Source organism: Aliiroseovarius sp. B-4, assembly GCF_056857795.1.
This window is the reverse complement of the sequence record NZ_JBSXNV010000030.1, coordinates 1-12,784: the sequence shown is the minus strand read 5'-3', so window position 1 is coordinate 12,784 and position 12,784 is coordinate 1. Positions and strand designations below refer to the sequence as shown.

Annotated in this window: 23 protein-coding genes; 6 read left to right on the top strand and 17 right to left on the bottom strand. The window is 56.4% G+C overall.

Annotated elements, in window-relative coordinates:
* Positions 1–3: 3 nt before the first annotated feature.
* The 6 genes from rpsN to rpmC all read right to left on the bottom strand — a co-directional run bounded on the left by rpsN (position 4) and on the right by rpmC (position 2,097).
* Entirely contained in the window at positions 4–309 is a 306-nt protein-coding gene (rpsN, locus tag AC13C8_RS04270; protein WP_091428164.1) for a 30S ribosomal protein S14, read from the bottom strand.
* Between the two features lie 19 nt (positions 310–328).
* Positions 329–892: a 50S ribosomal protein L5 gene (gene rplE / locus AC13C8_RS04265; RefSeq protein ID WP_091428162.1), complete on the bottom strand. Its 564-nt coding sequence runs from the start codon at positions 890–892 to the stop codon at positions 329–331.
* Entirely contained in the window at positions 892–1,197 is a 306-nt protein-coding gene (gene rplX / locus AC13C8_RS04260) for a 50S ribosomal protein L24 (protein ID WP_091428161.1), read from the bottom strand. Before rplX ends, rplE begins: the two co-directional genes overlap by 1 nt.
* 1 nt (position 1,198) lies before the next feature.
* A complete protein-coding gene (gene rplN, locus AC13C8_RS04255; RefSeq protein ID WP_011567679.1) occupies positions 1,199–1,567 on the bottom strand; it encodes a 50S ribosomal protein L14 in 369 nt (122 codons plus the stop codon).
* Positions 1,568–1,651: 84 nt separating this feature from the next.
* Positions 1,652–1,882, bottom strand: a complete 231-nt coding sequence (rpsQ, locus tag AC13C8_RS04250; protein WP_091428159.1) for a 30S ribosomal protein S17 — start codon at positions 1,880–1,882, stop codon at positions 1,652–1,654.
* Between the two features lie 14 nt (positions 1,883–1,896).
* On the bottom strand, positions 1,897–2,097 hold the full coding sequence (rpmC, locus tag AC13C8_RS04245; RefSeq protein WP_091428157.1) for a 50S ribosomal protein L29: 201 nt from the start codon (positions 2,095–2,097) through the stop codon (positions 1,897–1,899).
* A 197-nt stretch (positions 2,098–2,294) separates the two neighbouring features.
* On the opposite strand from rpmC, the gene AC13C8_RS04240 reads away from it, so the two are divergent.
* A complete protein-coding gene (locus tag AC13C8_RS04240) occupies positions 2,295–2,918 on the top strand; it encodes a TIGR02466 family protein (protein ID WP_482846482.1) in 624 nt (207 codons plus the stop codon).
* A gap of 187 nt (positions 2,919–3,105) precedes the next feature.
* A complete protein-coding gene (locus tag AC13C8_RS04235; RefSeq protein WP_482846481.1) occupies positions 3,106–3,477 on the top strand; it encodes a hypothetical protein in 372 nt (123 codons plus the stop codon).
* A gap of 129 nt (positions 3,478–3,606) precedes the next feature.
* On the opposite strand, the gene rplP is transcribed toward AC13C8_RS04235, so the two are convergent.
* The 6 genes from rplP to AC13C8_RS04205 form a co-directional block, all read right to left on the bottom strand.
* Positions 3,607–4,020 carry a 50S ribosomal protein L16 gene (rplP, locus tag AC13C8_RS04230; RefSeq protein ID WP_091428153.1) on the bottom strand — a complete coding sequence of 138 codons (414 nt, stop codon included), beginning with the start codon at positions 4,018–4,020 and terminating at the stop codon, positions 3,607–3,609.
* A gap of 13 nt (positions 4,021–4,033) precedes the next feature.
* The gene (gene rpsC / locus AC13C8_RS04225) at positions 4,034–4,741 is read right to left on the bottom strand and encodes a 30S ribosomal protein S3 (RefSeq protein ID WP_091428151.1); all 708 of its coding nucleotides are present in this window, start codon (positions 4,739–4,741) and stop codon (positions 4,034–4,036) included.
* Positions 4,741–5,121: a 50S ribosomal protein L22 gene (rplV, locus tag AC13C8_RS04220; RefSeq protein ID WP_091428149.1), complete on the bottom strand. Its 381-nt coding sequence runs from the start codon at positions 5,119–5,121 to the stop codon at positions 4,741–4,743. The genes rpsC and rplV overlap by 1 nt, the downstream gene beginning before the upstream one ends.
* Positions 5,122–5,124: 3 nt before the next feature.
* Positions 5,125–5,403 (bottom strand): 30S ribosomal protein S19, encoded by a 279-nt coding sequence (gene rpsS / locus AC13C8_RS04215; RefSeq protein WP_091428147.1) that lies wholly within the window; start codon positions 5,401–5,403, stop codon positions 5,125–5,127.
* A 3-nt stretch (positions 5,404–5,406) separates the two neighbouring features.
* Positions 5,407–6,249, bottom strand: coding sequence for a 50S ribosomal protein L2 (gene rplB, locus AC13C8_RS04210; protein ID WP_091428146.1), 843 nt, complete (start codon positions 6,247–6,249; stop codon positions 5,407–5,409).
* A gap of 301 nt (positions 6,250–6,550) precedes the next feature.
* The gene (locus AC13C8_RS04205) at positions 6,551–7,429 is read right to left on the bottom strand and encodes a LysR substrate-binding domain-containing protein (RefSeq protein WP_482846479.1); all 879 of its coding nucleotides are present in this window, start codon (positions 7,427–7,429) and stop codon (positions 6,551–6,553) included.
* A 97-nt stretch (positions 7,430–7,526) separates the two neighbouring features.
* On the opposite strand from AC13C8_RS04205, the gene AC13C8_RS04200 reads away from it, so the two are divergent.
* From AC13C8_RS04200 to AC13C8_RS04190, 3 genes are all read left to right on the top strand, one after another.
* Positions 7,527–8,231 carry an SDR family oxidoreductase gene (locus AC13C8_RS04200; protein WP_482846478.1) on the top strand — a complete coding sequence of 235 codons (705 nt, stop codon included), beginning with the start codon at positions 7,527–7,529 and terminating at the stop codon, positions 8,229–8,231.
* On the top strand, positions 8,221–8,472 hold the full coding sequence (locus AC13C8_RS04195; RefSeq protein WP_482846477.1) for a DUF6552 family protein: 252 nt from the start codon (positions 8,221–8,223) through the stop codon (positions 8,470–8,472). Before AC13C8_RS04200 ends, AC13C8_RS04195 begins: the two co-directional genes overlap by 11 nt.
* Positions 8,473–8,643: 171 nt before the next feature.
* Positions 8,644–8,919 (top strand): hypothetical protein, encoded by a 276-nt coding sequence (locus tag AC13C8_RS04190; protein ID WP_482846476.1) that lies wholly within the window; start codon positions 8,644–8,646, stop codon positions 8,917–8,919.
* Between the two features lie 29 nt (positions 8,920–8,948).
* Here the strand turns inward: AC13C8_RS04190 and AC13C8_RS04185 are convergent, their stop codons facing one another.
* The 5 genes from AC13C8_RS04185 to rpsJ all read right to left on the bottom strand — a co-directional run bounded on the left by AC13C8_RS04185 (position 8,949) and on the right by rpsJ (position 11,816).
* Positions 8,949–9,665 (bottom strand): L,D-transpeptidase, encoded by a 717-nt coding sequence (locus tag AC13C8_RS04185; protein ID WP_482846475.1) that lies wholly within the window; start codon positions 9,663–9,665, stop codon positions 8,949–8,951.
* A 186-nt stretch (positions 9,666–9,851) separates the two neighbouring features.
* Complete coding sequence (locus tag AC13C8_RS04180; RefSeq protein ID WP_091428137.1) at positions 9,852–10,148, bottom strand: 50S ribosomal protein L23; 297 nt, start codon at positions 10,146–10,148, stop codon at positions 9,852–9,854.
* A complete protein-coding gene (rplD, locus tag AC13C8_RS04175; RefSeq protein WP_091428135.1) occupies positions 10,145–10,762 on the bottom strand; it encodes a 50S ribosomal protein L4 in 618 nt (205 codons plus the stop codon). Before rplD ends, AC13C8_RS04180 begins: the two co-directional genes overlap by 4 nt.
* The gene (gene rplC, locus AC13C8_RS04170) at positions 10,759–11,493 is read right to left on the bottom strand and encodes a 50S ribosomal protein L3 (protein WP_482846474.1); all 735 of its coding nucleotides are present in this window, start codon (positions 11,491–11,493) and stop codon (positions 10,759–10,761) included. The genes rplD and rplC overlap by 4 nt, the downstream gene beginning before the upstream one ends.
* Before the next feature lie 14 nt (positions 11,494–11,507).
* Positions 11,508–11,816: a 30S ribosomal protein S10 gene (rpsJ, locus tag AC13C8_RS04165; protein ID WP_482846472.1), complete on the bottom strand. Its 309-nt coding sequence runs from the start codon at positions 11,814–11,816 to the stop codon at positions 11,508–11,510.
* 307 nt (positions 11,817–12,123) lie between these two features.
* On the opposite strand from rpsJ, the gene AC13C8_RS04160 reads away from it, so the two are divergent.
* Positions 12,124–12,618 carry a hypothetical protein gene (locus tag AC13C8_RS04160; protein ID WP_482846470.1) on the top strand — a complete coding sequence of 165 codons (495 nt, stop codon included), beginning with the start codon at positions 12,124–12,126 and terminating at the stop codon, positions 12,616–12,618.
* The last annotated feature ends 166 nt before the right edge of the window (positions 12,619–12,784 follow it).

Genomic DNA, 12,784 nt, shown 5'->3' with positions numbered 1-12,784 from the left:
CCCTTACCAGCTTGATTTCACCATGCCGGGGATTTGGCCATTCGAGCCAAGTTCCCGCAGCGCGATCCGCGATACTTTGAGCTTACGATAGTAAGCGTGCGGACGACCGGTCAGCTGACAGCGATTGTGCAGCCGGGTCGCCGAGCTGTTGCGCGGCAGTTGTGCAAGCTTCAGGCGGGCGGTGAAACGCTCTTCCATCGACTTGCTTTCGTCGTTTGCGATCTCTTTCAGCGCAGCACGCTTGGCGGCATATTTTTCCACCAGCTTCTGACGCTTCTTTTCGCGTTCGATCATTGCTTTTTTAGCCATGTCTAGTCCTTCCCGCGGATCAGCTGTTAAAGGGCATGTTGAAATGCTTCAGCATGCTCTTTGCTTCCGCGTCGGTTTTCGCGGTGGTGGCAATCACGATGTCCATGCCCCAGTTTTCATCAACCTTATCAAAGTCGATTTCCGGGAACACGATGTGCTCTTTCAGGCCCATGGCATAGTTGCCACGACCGTCGAAAGAGGTGCCCGGAACACCGCGGAAGTCGCGGATACGGGGCATCGCAATGGTGATCAGACGGTCCAGGAATTCATACATCCGGTCGCCGCGCAGGGTTACTTTCGCACCCAGCGGCATGTCCTCGCGGACACGGAAACCAGCGATGGATTTCTTGGCTTTCGTCGTCAGGGCCTGTTGGCCCGCGATCACAGACAGGTCAGCCACAGCCGACTTGGCTTTTTTCGAGTCCTTAACGGCCTCGGCGCCACAACCAATGTTCAGAACGATTTTTTCCAGACGTGGAATCTGCATGTCGTTCTTGTAACCGAATTCCTCTTTCAGGGCGGCACGGATGCTGTCCTTGTAGATGGCTTTCAGGCGGGGGGTGTAGTTTGCAGTATCAAGCATCAGACATTCTCCCCTGTGGTTTTGGCGAACCGCACTTTTTTGCCGTCTTCCTCGCGGAAGCCAACGCGCGTTGCTTTGCCGTTCTTGTCCAACAGGGCCAGGTTCGACAGTTGGATCGGCATCGCTTGCGGGATGCGGCCACCTTGGCTGTTCTGGCTCTGACGTGTGTGGCGAATGGCGATGTTCACGCCGTCAACAACGGCTTTGCCAGCTTTTGGGTCCACGCTGGTGATCTCACCTTGCTTGCCCTTGTCTTTGCCGGCCAGAACGACAACCTTGTCGCCTTTTCTCAACTTAGCAGCCATCTTACAGCACCTCCGGAGCCAGCGAGATGATCTTCATGAAGTTCTTCGCGCGAAGTTCGCGAACAACCGGGCCGAAGATACGGGTGCCGATAGGCTCGTTGTTGTTGTTCAGAATAACGGCCGCGTTGCGGTCGAAGCGGATGGCGGTGCCGTCTTCACGACGGACTTCCTTGGCGGTGCGCACGACGACGGCCTTACGGACGTCACCTTTCTTTACGCGACCGCGCGGGATGGCTTCCTTAACCGAGACAACAATAATGTCGCCAACGGATGCGTACTTACGCTTGGAACCACCCAGAACCTTGATGCACTGAACACGGCGAGCGCCGCTGTTGTCAGCAACATCCAGATTTGTTTGCATCTGGATCATGTGGTTTCTCCCGACCTTTGGGGCGCCGATGCGTGGCGTAACCCCCAGGGTTTCGACTTGTTAAGTCGTCCGGGAAGGCAGAACTTAGCCTTCCAGAACTTCCCAACGTTTGGTTTTCGACTTCGGCGCGCATTCGATGATGCGGACGGTGTCGCCTGCCTTAAAGGCATTCTTTTCGTCGTGAGCGCGATATTTCTTCGACTTACGGACGGTTTTCTGAAGCAGCGGGTGCTTGAAACGGCGTTCAACCGATACAGTGACGGTTTGTTCGTTGGCGGCCGAGGTGACAACACCTTGCAGGATACGTTTGGGCATTCTTCAGGCTCCTCTTACTCAGCCGCAGCGCGGGCTTGTTCGTTCAGAACGGTTTTGACGCGGGCAGCGTCGCGACGCACCTGACGCATACGGGCAGTGTTTTCGAGGGCACCGGTGGCCTGCTGGAAACGCAGGTTGAAGGCCTCTTTTTTCAGCTCTGCCAGCTTTTCACGCAGCTGGTCAGGAGACTGATCACGCAGTTCCTTGGCGTTCATTCGCCTGTTCCTTTCCTTGCACCAGAGAGCTCTGCCCTGTTTGCGGCAGGTCACCCTATGTCTGGTGGGTGAATGTCAAAACACACGAATCCCGTCGCCGGAATCCATGAGATGTGGGTCTATAGGTGGGATAGCGGGTGGGGGCAAGGGAAAGTTTGCATCTCGCGCTCTTTGTTTTCTTACGCTAAAGAACGGCTATGCCCAACATATCCTCCCTCTTCGTGACCCGCCTTTACCATGCTCACCTGTCCGAGTTTGACCCCAAAGTCAGCCAGGATGAGCTTTACGACAGCTGCTATTCCATCGCCGAGGATGACGAGGCGGGGCAGGAATGGTGCGAGGCCGAGGGGTATCCTGGTTATACCTCCTACGCATCCCTGACCGACTTGCCGTGGCGGTTCCCGATCTTCAAGGATCTGGTCGACAGCTTGGACAAGCACGTCGCCGCCTTTGCCGAGGATCTGGAGTTCAATCTGGACGGGCGCGAATTGGTGATGGAGGACATCTGGATCAACATCCTGCCGCCCGGTGGCTACCATTCGGCCCATATCCACCCCCATTCGGTGATATCCGGCACCACCTATCTGGCCCTGCCAGAAGGGGCTGGCGCGTTGCGCTATGAAGACCCACGCCACGCCATGATGATGGCCGCTCCTCCGCGTCGCAAGGACGCCCGCGAGGAGTTGCAAAACTTCATCACCAAACGCCCGGCCGAGGGTGACGTGCTGCTATGGGAAAGCTGGCTGCGCCACGAGGTGATGCAGAACACCGGGGATGAGGAACGGTTGTCGGTGAGTTTCAACTACAAGTGGGGTGAGTAAGCGCGTGCGTCGGAGCCATTCCGCGTAACCAGACCCTGACACGGGCGGAAAGCCGCAATCCGCACACGCAAACCAGCGGGTGATATTGTATATCAAGCCAGTCTTGCCCAACCTTAGAACGATTGGAACCCTCAGGTTGGCTGGCTGTTGTTTAACCCATGGCCACGCAAACATATGGACGGATTGAATGATGAAAACCGCAACAAAAACTGCCTTGGCTCTTGTCTTGGTTCCACTGATGGCAACGGCCAGTTTTGCCGGTAACGGCAAGGGGCAAGGTCAAGGGAAGGGTCATGTGAAGAACATGGGTGCCATTGCCAAAGACTGCCCGCCCGGCCTTGCCAAGAAAAACCCGCCCTGCATCCCGCCCGGACACGCGAAACCGCGGCTTGGCGATCATCTGGACGACTACGAGTACCGGCGCTTTACCGACTACGACCGCTATCGGCTTGATCCCCGCTATCGCTATTATCGCGTGGGCGAGATGATCTATCGCGCCGATCCCACCACGTTCAAAGTGCTGGAGGTGATCGGGTTGATGGATGAACTGCTGCGATAAGCGGCTGTCGGTTGAACTGCGACTGACCAATCCAGCTATGCGTTTTTGTCAGCGCCCAAACGAAAACCCCCGCCGATTTCTCGACGGGGGTTTTAGTTCTTTGCACTAGAATTTTCGCATTAGCGAAAATTACCAGTCTTCGCGAACCACGACGCGCGATTTGATCGGCAGTTTCATGGCGGCAAGGCGCAGGGCCTCGCGTGCCACGTCGTCATTGACGCCGTCGATTTCAAACATCACGCGGCCCGGCTTAACTTTGCAGGTCCAACGGTCCACGGAACCTTTACCTTTACCCATACGAACTTCGATGGGCTTGGCGGTTACCGGGGTGTCCGGGAAGATGCGGATCCAGACGCGGCCTTGACGCTTCATGTGACGCGTCATGGCACGACGGGCAGCTTCGATCTGGCGTGCGGTCACACGCTCAGGCTCTGTCGCTTTCAGACCGTAAGAACCGAAGTTCAGGTCAGAACCGCCTTTGGCCTCACCCTTGATCCGGCCTTTGTGCATCTTGCGGAACTTTGTACGCTTTGGTTGCAGCATATCTCAGCCCTCCTTAACGACGGCCGCCAGCGCCACGGGGCGCGGGACCTTCCTGAAGCTCTGCCTGGCGACGATCACGGGCAGCAGGGTCGTGCTCCATGATTTCACCTTTGAAGATCCAGGTTTTGATGCCGATGATGCCGTAAGGCGTCATTGCTTCTGCATGTGCATAGTCGATGTCAGCGCGCAGGGTGTGCAGTGGCACACGGCCTTCGCGATACCACTCGGTCCGTGCAATCTCGGCGCCGCCCAGACGGCCAGCGACATTTACGCGGATACCGAGGGCGCCCATACGCATTGCGTTCTGCACACCGCGCTTCATGGCACGGCGGAAGGACACACGGCGCTCAAGTTGCTGCGCGATCGATTCTGCGACCAATGCGGCGTCCAGCTCGGGCTTGCGCACTTCAACGATGTTGAGGTGCAGTTCCGAGTCGGTGATCTTGGCGATTTTCTTGCGCAGGGTTTCGATGTCTGCGCCTTTCTTGCCAATGATCACGCCGGGGCGGGCAGTGTGGATCGTGACGCGGCACTTTTTGTGCGGACGTTCGATGATCACACGGCTGATGCCGGCTTGCTTGCATTCGGTCTTGATGAAGTCACGAATCTTCAGGTCTTCCATAAGAAGATCGCCGTAATCTTTCGTGTCTGCATACCAGCGGCTGTCCCAAGTGCGGTTGACCTGAAGGCGCATGCCGACGGGATTGACTTTGTTACCCATTAAGCTTGCTCCTCAATTTGACGCACCTTGATGGTGAGTTCCGCGAACGGTTTGATGATTTTGCCGAAACGGCCACGGGCGCGGGGACGTCCGCGTTTCATGGTCAGGTTCTTGCCCACATAGGCCTCGGCGACGATCAGTTCATCGACGTCAAGGTTGTGGTTGTTTTCGGCATTGGCGATGGCGGACTGAAGGCATTTCTTCACATCCTGAGCAATGCGCTTGTTCGAGAAGGTCAGGTCGGTCAGAGCCTTGTCAACCTTCTTGCCGCGGATCATGCCAGCAACCAAGTTCAGTTTCTGCGGGGACGTGCGAAGCATACGGGTCTTGGCCATAGCTTCGTTATCGGCCACGCGGCGGGGATTCTTATCCTTACCCATGGCTTACTTCCTCTTCGCTTTTTTATCAGCCGCGTGACCGTAATAGGTGCGGGTCGGCGAATATTCACCGAACTTCTGGCCGATCATGTCTTCCGTCACATTCACCGGAATGTGCTTCTGACCGTTATAAACGCCAAAGGTCAAACCCACGAACTGGGGCAGGATGGTCGAACGACGCGACCAGATCTTGATGACCTCGTTTTTACCCGACTCGCGGGTTTTCTCGGCTTTTTTGAGGACGTAAGCGTCAACAAAAGGGCCTTTCCAGACAGAACGTGCCATATCTCAACGCCCCTTCTTCTTGGCGTGACGCGAGCGGATGATCAGCTTCGACGACGCCTTGTTCTTGTTGCGAGTGCGCGCACCCTTGGTCGGCTTGCCCCACGGCGTCACCGGGTGACGACCACCCGAAGTCCGGCCTTCACCACCACCATGAGGGTGGTCGATCGGGTTCATGACAACACCACGGACGCTTGGGCGGACGCCTTTGTGGCGCATGCGACCGGCTTTACCGTAGTTCTGGTTCGAGTTGTCGGGGTTCGACACGGCACCAACGGTGGCCATGCATTCCTGACGCACGAGGCGCAGTTCGCCCGAGCTCAGACGGATCTGAGCGTAACCGCCGTCACGGCCAACAAACTGAGCATATGTGCCAGCTGCACGGGCGATCTGGCCGCCTTTGCCTGGTTTCATCTCGATGTTGTGCACGATGGTACCGATGGGCATACCCGAGAAGGGCATTGCGTTACCGGGTTTCACGTCGGCCTTGGCCGATGCGATGATCTGGTCGCCGACAGCCAAACGCTGCGGGGCCAGAATATAAGCCTGTTCGCCGTCTTCGTATTTCACGAGCGCGATGAAGGCTGTGCGGTTGGGGTCGTATTCGATCCGCTCAACTGTGGCGGCGACGTCAAACTTGTTCCGTTTGAAGTCCACGATACGATAGAGACGCTTTGCACCACCACCACGGCGGCGCGACGTGATCCGTCCGGTATTGTTCCGACCACCCGATTTCGTAAGACCCTCTGTCAGGGACTTAACCGGGCGACCTTTCCAAAGCTCCGAACGGTCGATCAGAACCAGCCCACGCTGGCCTGGCGTCGTCGGTTTGTACGACTTGAGTGCCATGCTTTCTGTCTTCCGTTGCTTTGAGGCAGTCACCTGCCTGAGTTAAAGGGCCCCGAAGGTCCCCAAATTCCAAATGTTACAAGGCCCCGGAACGAATCCGAGGCCACGCGACCTGCGCGATGTATCAGGGTTGCATTGGGGTGTCTAGAGGATGAAGCGGGGTTTTCATATGAACTGGTGCCACCGTCCCCTCGTTCGGCGAAGGGCAATGGTTGCCTGCCCGGCCGCTGGGCGGGGCTGGAGCTCTCAGCGTCCGCGCCTATGTCCAACCTCTACGCATCTTGAAAAGGTTCATCACCGACTAGTCGACATTCTTTGCACGTGATGTCAGCCACGAAATGACCGTTTCGATCGCAGCATTTGGTGTCGATCTGCGCAAAGACAGAAGATAAAAATCCTGCGCCGATACATCATGCAAGGTGCAAATCTCGGACAAATTACCGGCTTCGATGTCGCCGGAAACAAGAAAACGACTGACCAAGGCAACACCTTGGCCTGAGACAGCGGCATCAACGGCCAAAGCTGTCTGGCTTAGTCGCAATCCACGTTTGTTCTGGTCGGACAATCCCAATTCCGCCAAGAGCTTTGGCCAAAGATCGTGTGTGTCATGGACTTTCGGCAAGCGCGATAGAGCTTGCGGACCAACGGGAAGTTGTTCTGACTCCACCAGCTTAGGTGCTGCCACTGCTATCACATCTTGTTCGAACAAGAGCGTTGCATTCAACGCCGCACCGAACGGAGGTTCGCCCTGGCGAATGGCAAGATCGATGCCGTCACTGTGAAAGCTCGACACTTTTTCCGTCGCCAGAATCCGCAGGTCGATTTCAGGGTGCTTCTCAGAAAAGTCCGGTAAGTTCGGGATGAGCCACTTCGACGCAAAGGTCGGAGTAACGCTGATCGTGACCTTTCCGGGTTCTGGCTTCAACTCTGCGGTCGCGGCACGCAGGTCGGAAAACGCATCCGCAATTCTTTTGTGATAGCTACGGCCAGCAGATGTCAGCACCAATCCCTTGGGCACTCTGTCAAAGAGCGCGATACCAAGATCGGCTTCAAGCTGGCGCACCTGCTGAGCCACAGCCCCTTGTGTGACGCCCATCTCATCGGCTGCCGCGCGAAAGCTTAGTCGGCGCCCGGCCACATCGAAGGCGCGCAGCGCATTTAGAGAAGGCAGTGCGGTCATTTTCCGATAGTATTCCTACTGGCAGAAAACATCAATTCTCAATCGAATGACAAGAATGCTTCAGGTAATAATAGCCTATCAAACTCTGGAGGCAAACATGTCAGTAGAAAAAGTAGCCCTGGTCACGGCAGGTGGAAGCGGCATGGGCGCAGATGCGGCCCGGCGCCTGGCAATGGATGGATTTAAGGTTGGCATCCTGTCATCGTCAGGAAAAGGTGAAGCACTTGGGGCAGAGCTGGGTGGTATTGGCGTTGCGGGATCGAATCTGAATGGCGATGATCTCGCCGCGCTCGTTCAGGGCGCTCAGGACCGTTGGGGTCGCGTCGATGTGTTGGTGAATTCGGCGGGGCACGGCCCAAAGGGGCCCGTGTTGGACATCAGCGATGATGATTGGCATCAAGGGCTGGACGTCTATCTGATGAATGTCATCCGCCCGACACGGCTTGTGACCCCGTTGATGCAGGCGCAGGGCGGAGGCGCGATCATCAACATCTCGACATTCGCCGCATTTGAACCCGACCCTCTTTTCCCAACATCGGGTGTGTTCCGTGCTGGGCTTGCGGCGTTCACGAAGCTCTACTCTGATAGATATGCTGCCGACAACATCCGTATGAACAACGTCTTACCCGGCTTCATCGACAGCCTTCCCGAGACTGAAGATCGCAAGGCGCGCATTCCCATGGGTCGCTATGGGCGCGCTGATGAAGTGTCATCGCTGATATCGTTTCTCGCGTCTGAAGGTGGTGGTTACATGACAGGTCAAAACCTGCGCATTGATGGGGGGCTCACCCGTGCGGTCTGACGCGATTCTGCAATCCGGGTCTCGTGAGCAAGTTGTTTTCGCAATCAAATGGGGAGCGTCAGCCATCCAAATCACAGGTTACACAGCGACCGGATTTGGCTGGACGCCATGGAATCTCTATCTGTTTTTGGCGGGCGTTCTGGGATGGTTTGCGGTGGGAGCTTTATGGAACGATAAGGCCCTGATGCTTGTTCATCTGGTGGCACTGATCGCCATGGTCGCAGGCATGACAAATAGCTAGGAAGCGATACGCACCATCGACCAAGTCTGGGCCAAAGCGGTCATTGCTCGCGATCATTCCAAGATCACTCCCGCCGCGAACTGGAGCGCTTGCGCTGCCCCCCAGAACTACCCCCTTTCCCTTCGTCGTAAAATCCGCCATCCTCTCCAAAAGTAGTCAATGGGGAAATTCATGATGAAGAAGTTGGGTATTCTGTCGAGCGCCGCTGTGGTTACACTTTCGGCTTGCGTTAACCCGGAGGGGGTAGGCGGCGATGCGACCTCGCGACCGCTGAACCCGGTGCCGGAAAATGTGCGCGCGATTGCAGCGCCCTATCAAGACCTGAGCGACGTACAAATCAATGCTTCGGACGGGTGTTTCGTCTATCGCCATCAGGGTCCAGTCGAAGCAACCTATCTGCCCCTGCGCAACCGCGCAGGTCAGCCGATTTGCACCAAGCGTAGCTGATCACCGCGCGACGTGAAGGACGGCGCGCCTTAACTGCGCGCCGTGACGGTTTCAGCCGGATAAAGATACGCGGTCACGCCAATATCGACCTGTTCATAAAGTCCATTGATATGCGGCATTACCATGCGCACGCAGCCCGAACTGGCCCGCCCACCGATCGATCGTGGCTCTGGTGAACCATGGATGCGCAGATAGGTGTCCCGGTTTCCTACGTAAAGATAGAATGCTCTGGACCCCAGCGGATTGTTGGGGCCGCCATCCATGCCATTCACAAGCGGTCCATAGACATCGGGATCGCGTTTCACCATTGCCTGGGTGGGAACCCATGTCGGCCATTTGGTCTTGCGCCGGATGGTGTAAGTGCCGGGCTCGTACAGATTTCCACGCCCGATCGCGACGCCAAAACGCATCGCAGTGCCATTGTCCCGAATATGGTAAAGATAGCGCGCCACTGCATCGACATGAATATCGCCCGGCCTCAGCCCTGGTTTGGCTTGCACCAGCTTGGGTAGAAAACGCGGGTGCAGGCCCCAAGGATTGGACGTAGCAGGATCATAATTCGCAGGCGTTACCTGCGCATCATAAGCAGCCCATTTCGACCGATCCGAAACCGGACGCCGATTGATAATGACGGGCGACGTCGCCGAAGCCTGTGTGGTCGTCGCATCCTGCGCCCAGAGCGGTGAAGCAATTGGCGCCGAAAACAATGCGGCAGAAGTGATAACAAAATGTCGTCGCGTCAACATGGGCAGATACCTCGTTTCAAGATGAGCAGATCATCGAGCCTTCTAACTTATTCATGTAAAAGTAAATCGCGAGTCAAAATACTGTGTAGTGCGCAATGCACGCAAAAAGCGTGGCAAGATAGACCCGCAACGAAAAACCCCCCGCTTTTCGGCAGGGGGCTTTCATGTCTCATGTCAGCCTGACGATCAAAGACCGGTGGTCACGTCGATCGTGTTGCCCTCTTCCAGGGTCACATAGGCTTTTTTGACGTCTTTACGCTTGCCCAACTGGCCGCGGAAGCGTTTGACTTTGCCCTTGGTGATCGATGTGTTGACGGCTTTCACCTTCACACCGAACAGGGTTTCGACAGCTTCCTTGATCTGCGGTTTGTTGGCGCCGATCGCCACTTCGAAAACAACAGCACCATTTTCCGATGCCATGGTTGCTTTCTCGGTGATGAGCGGCTTACGGATCACGTCGTAGAGTACAGCTTTATCGGTCATTTCAGGCGAGCCTCCAGAGCTTCGACACCTGCTTTGGTCAACACAAGCGTGTCACGCTTCAGGATGTCATAGACGTTGGCGCCCATCGACGGCAGGATATCCAGACCCTCGATGTTACGAGCCGCCAGAGCGAACTTTTCGTTCACTTCAGCGCCATCGATAACCAGAGCGCGTTTCCAGCCCAGATCTTTCACCGCTTTGGCCAGTGCAGCAGTTTTGCCATCAGCGTCTGCGGTGTCAATCACAACCAGTTCGCCAGCTTGCGCTTTGGCGGACAGGGCGTGTTTCAGACCCAGTTTACGGAATTTCTTGGTCAGATCATGGCCGTGGCTGCGAACAACCGGACCTTTATAGATACCACCACCACGGAAGATCGGGGCCGACCGGGCACCGTGACGCGCGCCACCGGTGCCTTTTTGGCGATAGATCTTCTTGGTCGAGTATTTGACCTCGGACCGCGTTTTCACCTTGTGGGTGCCAGCTTGTGCGTTGTTACGCTGCCAGCGGACCACACGGTGCAGGATATCGGCGCGCGGTTCAAGACCGAACAGGGCCTCGTCCAGCTCGACCGAACCAGCCTTCTTGCCGTCCAGTTTGATTACGTCAAATTTCATGCTTCACCACCTTCCGCGGGTGCTTCTTCCGCAGGAGCTTCAGTCGCAGCAGTTGCAGCCGATTTCAGCGCCGCCGGGAACGGGACGTTCTCGGGCAGTTTTTTCTTAACGGCGTCTTTTACAGTGACCCAGCCACCTTTCGAGCCGGGGACAGCGCCCTTGATGAACACCAGGCCACGATCGGCATCGGTCTTCACGACTTCCAGGTTCTGCGTGGTCACACGAACCGAACCCATGTGTCCGGCCATTTTCTTGCCTTTGAACACGCGGCCCGGATCTTGACACTGACCGGTCGAACCGTGCGAACGGTGGCTGATCGACACACCGTGCGTGGCGCGCAGGCCGCCAAAGTTGTGACGCTTCATGGCACCGGCAAAGCCTTTACCAATGGAAGTGCCTGCAACATCAACTTTCTGACCTTCCACATAGTGTTCGGCCGAAATCTCTTCGCCAACGGCGATAAGGTTGTCGGCGTCCACGCGAAATTCCACCAGCTTACGCTTGGGGGCCACGCCAGCCTTGGCGAAGTAGCCGCGCATCGGCTTCGATGTGCGTTTTGCCTTGGCGTCACCAGCACCCAGTTGAACAGCAGTGTAGCCGTCTTGATCAGCGGTGCGGTTGGCCACAACCTGCAGGTTGTCCAGTTGAAGAACGGTCACAGGGATCTGCTTGCCGTCTTCCATGAAAAGCCGGGTCATGCCGACTTTCTTTGCGATAATTCCAGAGCGCATCTGTGATACCCTCCTTAAACCGAGATCTGAACGTCAACACCAGCAGCCAGGTCGAGCTTCATCAGCGCGACCACGGTCTGCGGGGTGGGGTCAACGATGTCGAGCAGCCGCTTGTGCGTGCGGATCTCGAACTGGTCGCGGGATTTCTTGTCAACGTGAGGTCCACGCAGAACTGTGAACTTCTCGATCTTGTTCGGCAGCGGGATGGGGCCGCGAACGTTTGCACCGGTCCGTTTGGCAGTGTTGACGATCTCTTGTGTGGAGGCATCCAGCACGCGATAGTCAAACGCCTTCAGACGGATACGAATGTTTTGACTTGTCATAGCATTCGCCCTTTCAGGCAGAGAGTTGATAGGACGACAGGCGGCTCATTCCCCCTGCCCTCGTCGAACCCCGAGGAAAAACGAAAGCGGGACCGAATCCCGCCTGGTCGCTTTCCTCAGCGAACTCGCGCGTCTTACAGGGGTTGGCTGAGTGTGGCAAGGGGCAATGACGATATTCGACCTGATCCATCTTGGGTTTAGCGGCCGCCAGCATTCAGCATCTTCTTCCATGGAACCATTGTGCCTTGGTCACGTTGTTTCAGTGAAAGGCGCCAATGGTGCTTCGTCACAGAAAAGGAGTAATCCGATGATGAGATTTAAGACACTGACCGCTGGCCTGATGGCCGCAACCATGCTGACCACCGCTGCGTTTGCGGACATGACCATGGTGAAAGAGGTCGAGGTTGATGTGGAGTTGGAGGACTTGGCCAACGCCACGGCTGCCGAGCACTGGAACATGATCTCGGACGATCTGGAAAACGCGATTGTCGAGCGTTTGGTGGGTCAGACAGATGATGAAGGTGTGCGCATCAGCATCGACATTGATGAGGTCGAACTGGCCAGCACACTGCAATCCGCAGCCGGTGTGGCTGATTCATCGTTGTCAGGCACTGTGAAGATCCTCAGCCCGAACGACAATTCAAAGTTCGAAACCTATGACCTGTCGGTGACGTTCGAACAGGCCATCCTGTTCTTGCCCGAGGATTTTGACGTGACCGCGCTGACGACGGACAGCAAGGAATACTATGACGGTATGATCGCTGCCTTCGCAGATCATGTTGTCAAACGTCTGGATGGGTAGCTTCACGATCCATCAAACACATTATGCAACTCAAATGAAAAAGGGCGCCTTCAGGTGCCCTTTCCGTTCAAGAACTGCGATCGCTATCAGGCTCTCGGCAGATTTGGCGTCGCCGCCAGATCGCCTGTCGCCAGTCAGAACGCGGGGCGTTCTTACTCGATGATCT

Bases quoted from the DNA above. Each gene is read 5' to 3' on its own strand.
- rpsN (WP_091428164.1), bottom strand. From the start codon at position 309: ATGGCTAAAAAAGCAATGATCGAACGCGAAAAGAAGCGTCAGAAGCTG.
- rplE (WP_091428162.1), bottom strand. From the start codon at position 892: ATGCTTGATACTGCAAACTACACCCCCCGCCTGAAAGCCATCTACAAG.
- rplX (WP_091428161.1), bottom strand. From the start codon at position 1,197: ATGGCTGCTAAGTTGAGAAAAGGCGACAAGGTTGTCGTTCTGGCCGGC.
- rplN (WP_011567679.1), bottom strand. From the start codon at position 1,567: ATGATCCAGATGCAAACAAATCTGGATGTTGCTGACAACAGCGGCGCT.
- rpsQ (WP_091428159.1), bottom strand. From the start codon at position 1,882: ATGCCCAAACGTATCCTGCAAGGTGTTGTCACCTCGGCCGCCAACGAA.
- rpmC (WP_091428157.1), bottom strand. From the start codon at position 2,097: ATGAACGCCAAGGAACTGCGTGATCAGTCTCCTGACCAGCTGCGTGAA.
- AC13C8_RS04240 (WP_482846482.1), top strand. From the start codon at position 2,295: ATGCCCAACATATCCTCCCTCTTCGTGACCCGCCTTTACCATGCTCAC.
- AC13C8_RS04235 (WP_482846481.1), top strand. From the start codon at position 3,106: ATGATGAAAACCGCAACAAAAACTGCCTTGGCTCTTGTCTTGGTTCCA.
- rplP (WP_091428153.1), bottom strand. From the start codon at position 4,020: ATGCTGCAACCAAAGCGTACAAAGTTCCGCAAGATGCACAAAGGCCGG.
- rpsC (WP_091428151.1), bottom strand. From the start codon at position 4,741: ATGGGTAACAAAGTCAATCCCGTCGGCATGCGCCTTCAGGTCAACCGC.
- rplV (WP_091428149.1), bottom strand. From the start codon at position 5,121: ATGGGTAAGGATAAGAATCCCCGCCGCGTGGCCGATAACGAAGCTATG.
- rpsS (WP_091428147.1), bottom strand. From the start codon at position 5,403: ATGGCACGTTCTGTCTGGAAAGGCCCTTTTGTTGACGCTTACGTCCTC.
- rplB (WP_091428146.1), bottom strand. From the start codon at position 6,249: ATGGCACTCAAGTCGTACAAACCGACGACGCCAGGCCAGCGTGGGCTG.
- AC13C8_RS04205 (WP_482846479.1), bottom strand. From the start codon at position 7,429: ATGACCGCACTGCCTTCTCTAAATGCGCTGCGCGCCTTCGATGTGGCC.
- AC13C8_RS04200 (WP_482846478.1), top strand. From the start codon at position 7,527: ATGTCAGTAGAAAAAGTAGCCCTGGTCACGGCAGGTGGAAGCGGCATG.
- AC13C8_RS04190 (WP_482846476.1), top strand. From the start codon at position 8,644: ATGATGAAGAAGTTGGGTATTCTGTCGAGCGCCGCTGTGGTTACACTT.
- AC13C8_RS04185 (WP_482846475.1), bottom strand. From the start codon at position 9,665: ATGTTGACGCGACGACATTTTGTTATCACTTCTGCCGCATTGTTTTCG.
- AC13C8_RS04180 (WP_091428137.1), bottom strand. From the start codon at position 10,148: ATGACCGATAAAGCTGTACTCTACGACGTGATCCGTAAGCCGCTCATC.
- rplD (WP_091428135.1), bottom strand. From the start codon at position 10,762: ATGAAATTTGACGTAATCAAACTGGACGGCAAGAAGGCTGGTTCGGTC.
- rplC (WP_482846474.1), bottom strand. From the start codon at position 11,493: ATGCGCTCTGGAATTATCGCAAAGAAAGTCGGCATGACCCGGCTTTTC.
- rpsJ (WP_482846472.1), bottom strand. From the start codon at position 11,816: ATGACAAGTCAAAACATTCGTATCCGTCTGAAGGCGTTTGACTATCGC.
- AC13C8_RS04160 (WP_482846470.1), top strand. From the start codon at position 12,124: ATGATGAGATTTAAGACACTGACCGCTGGCCTGATGGCCGCAACCATG.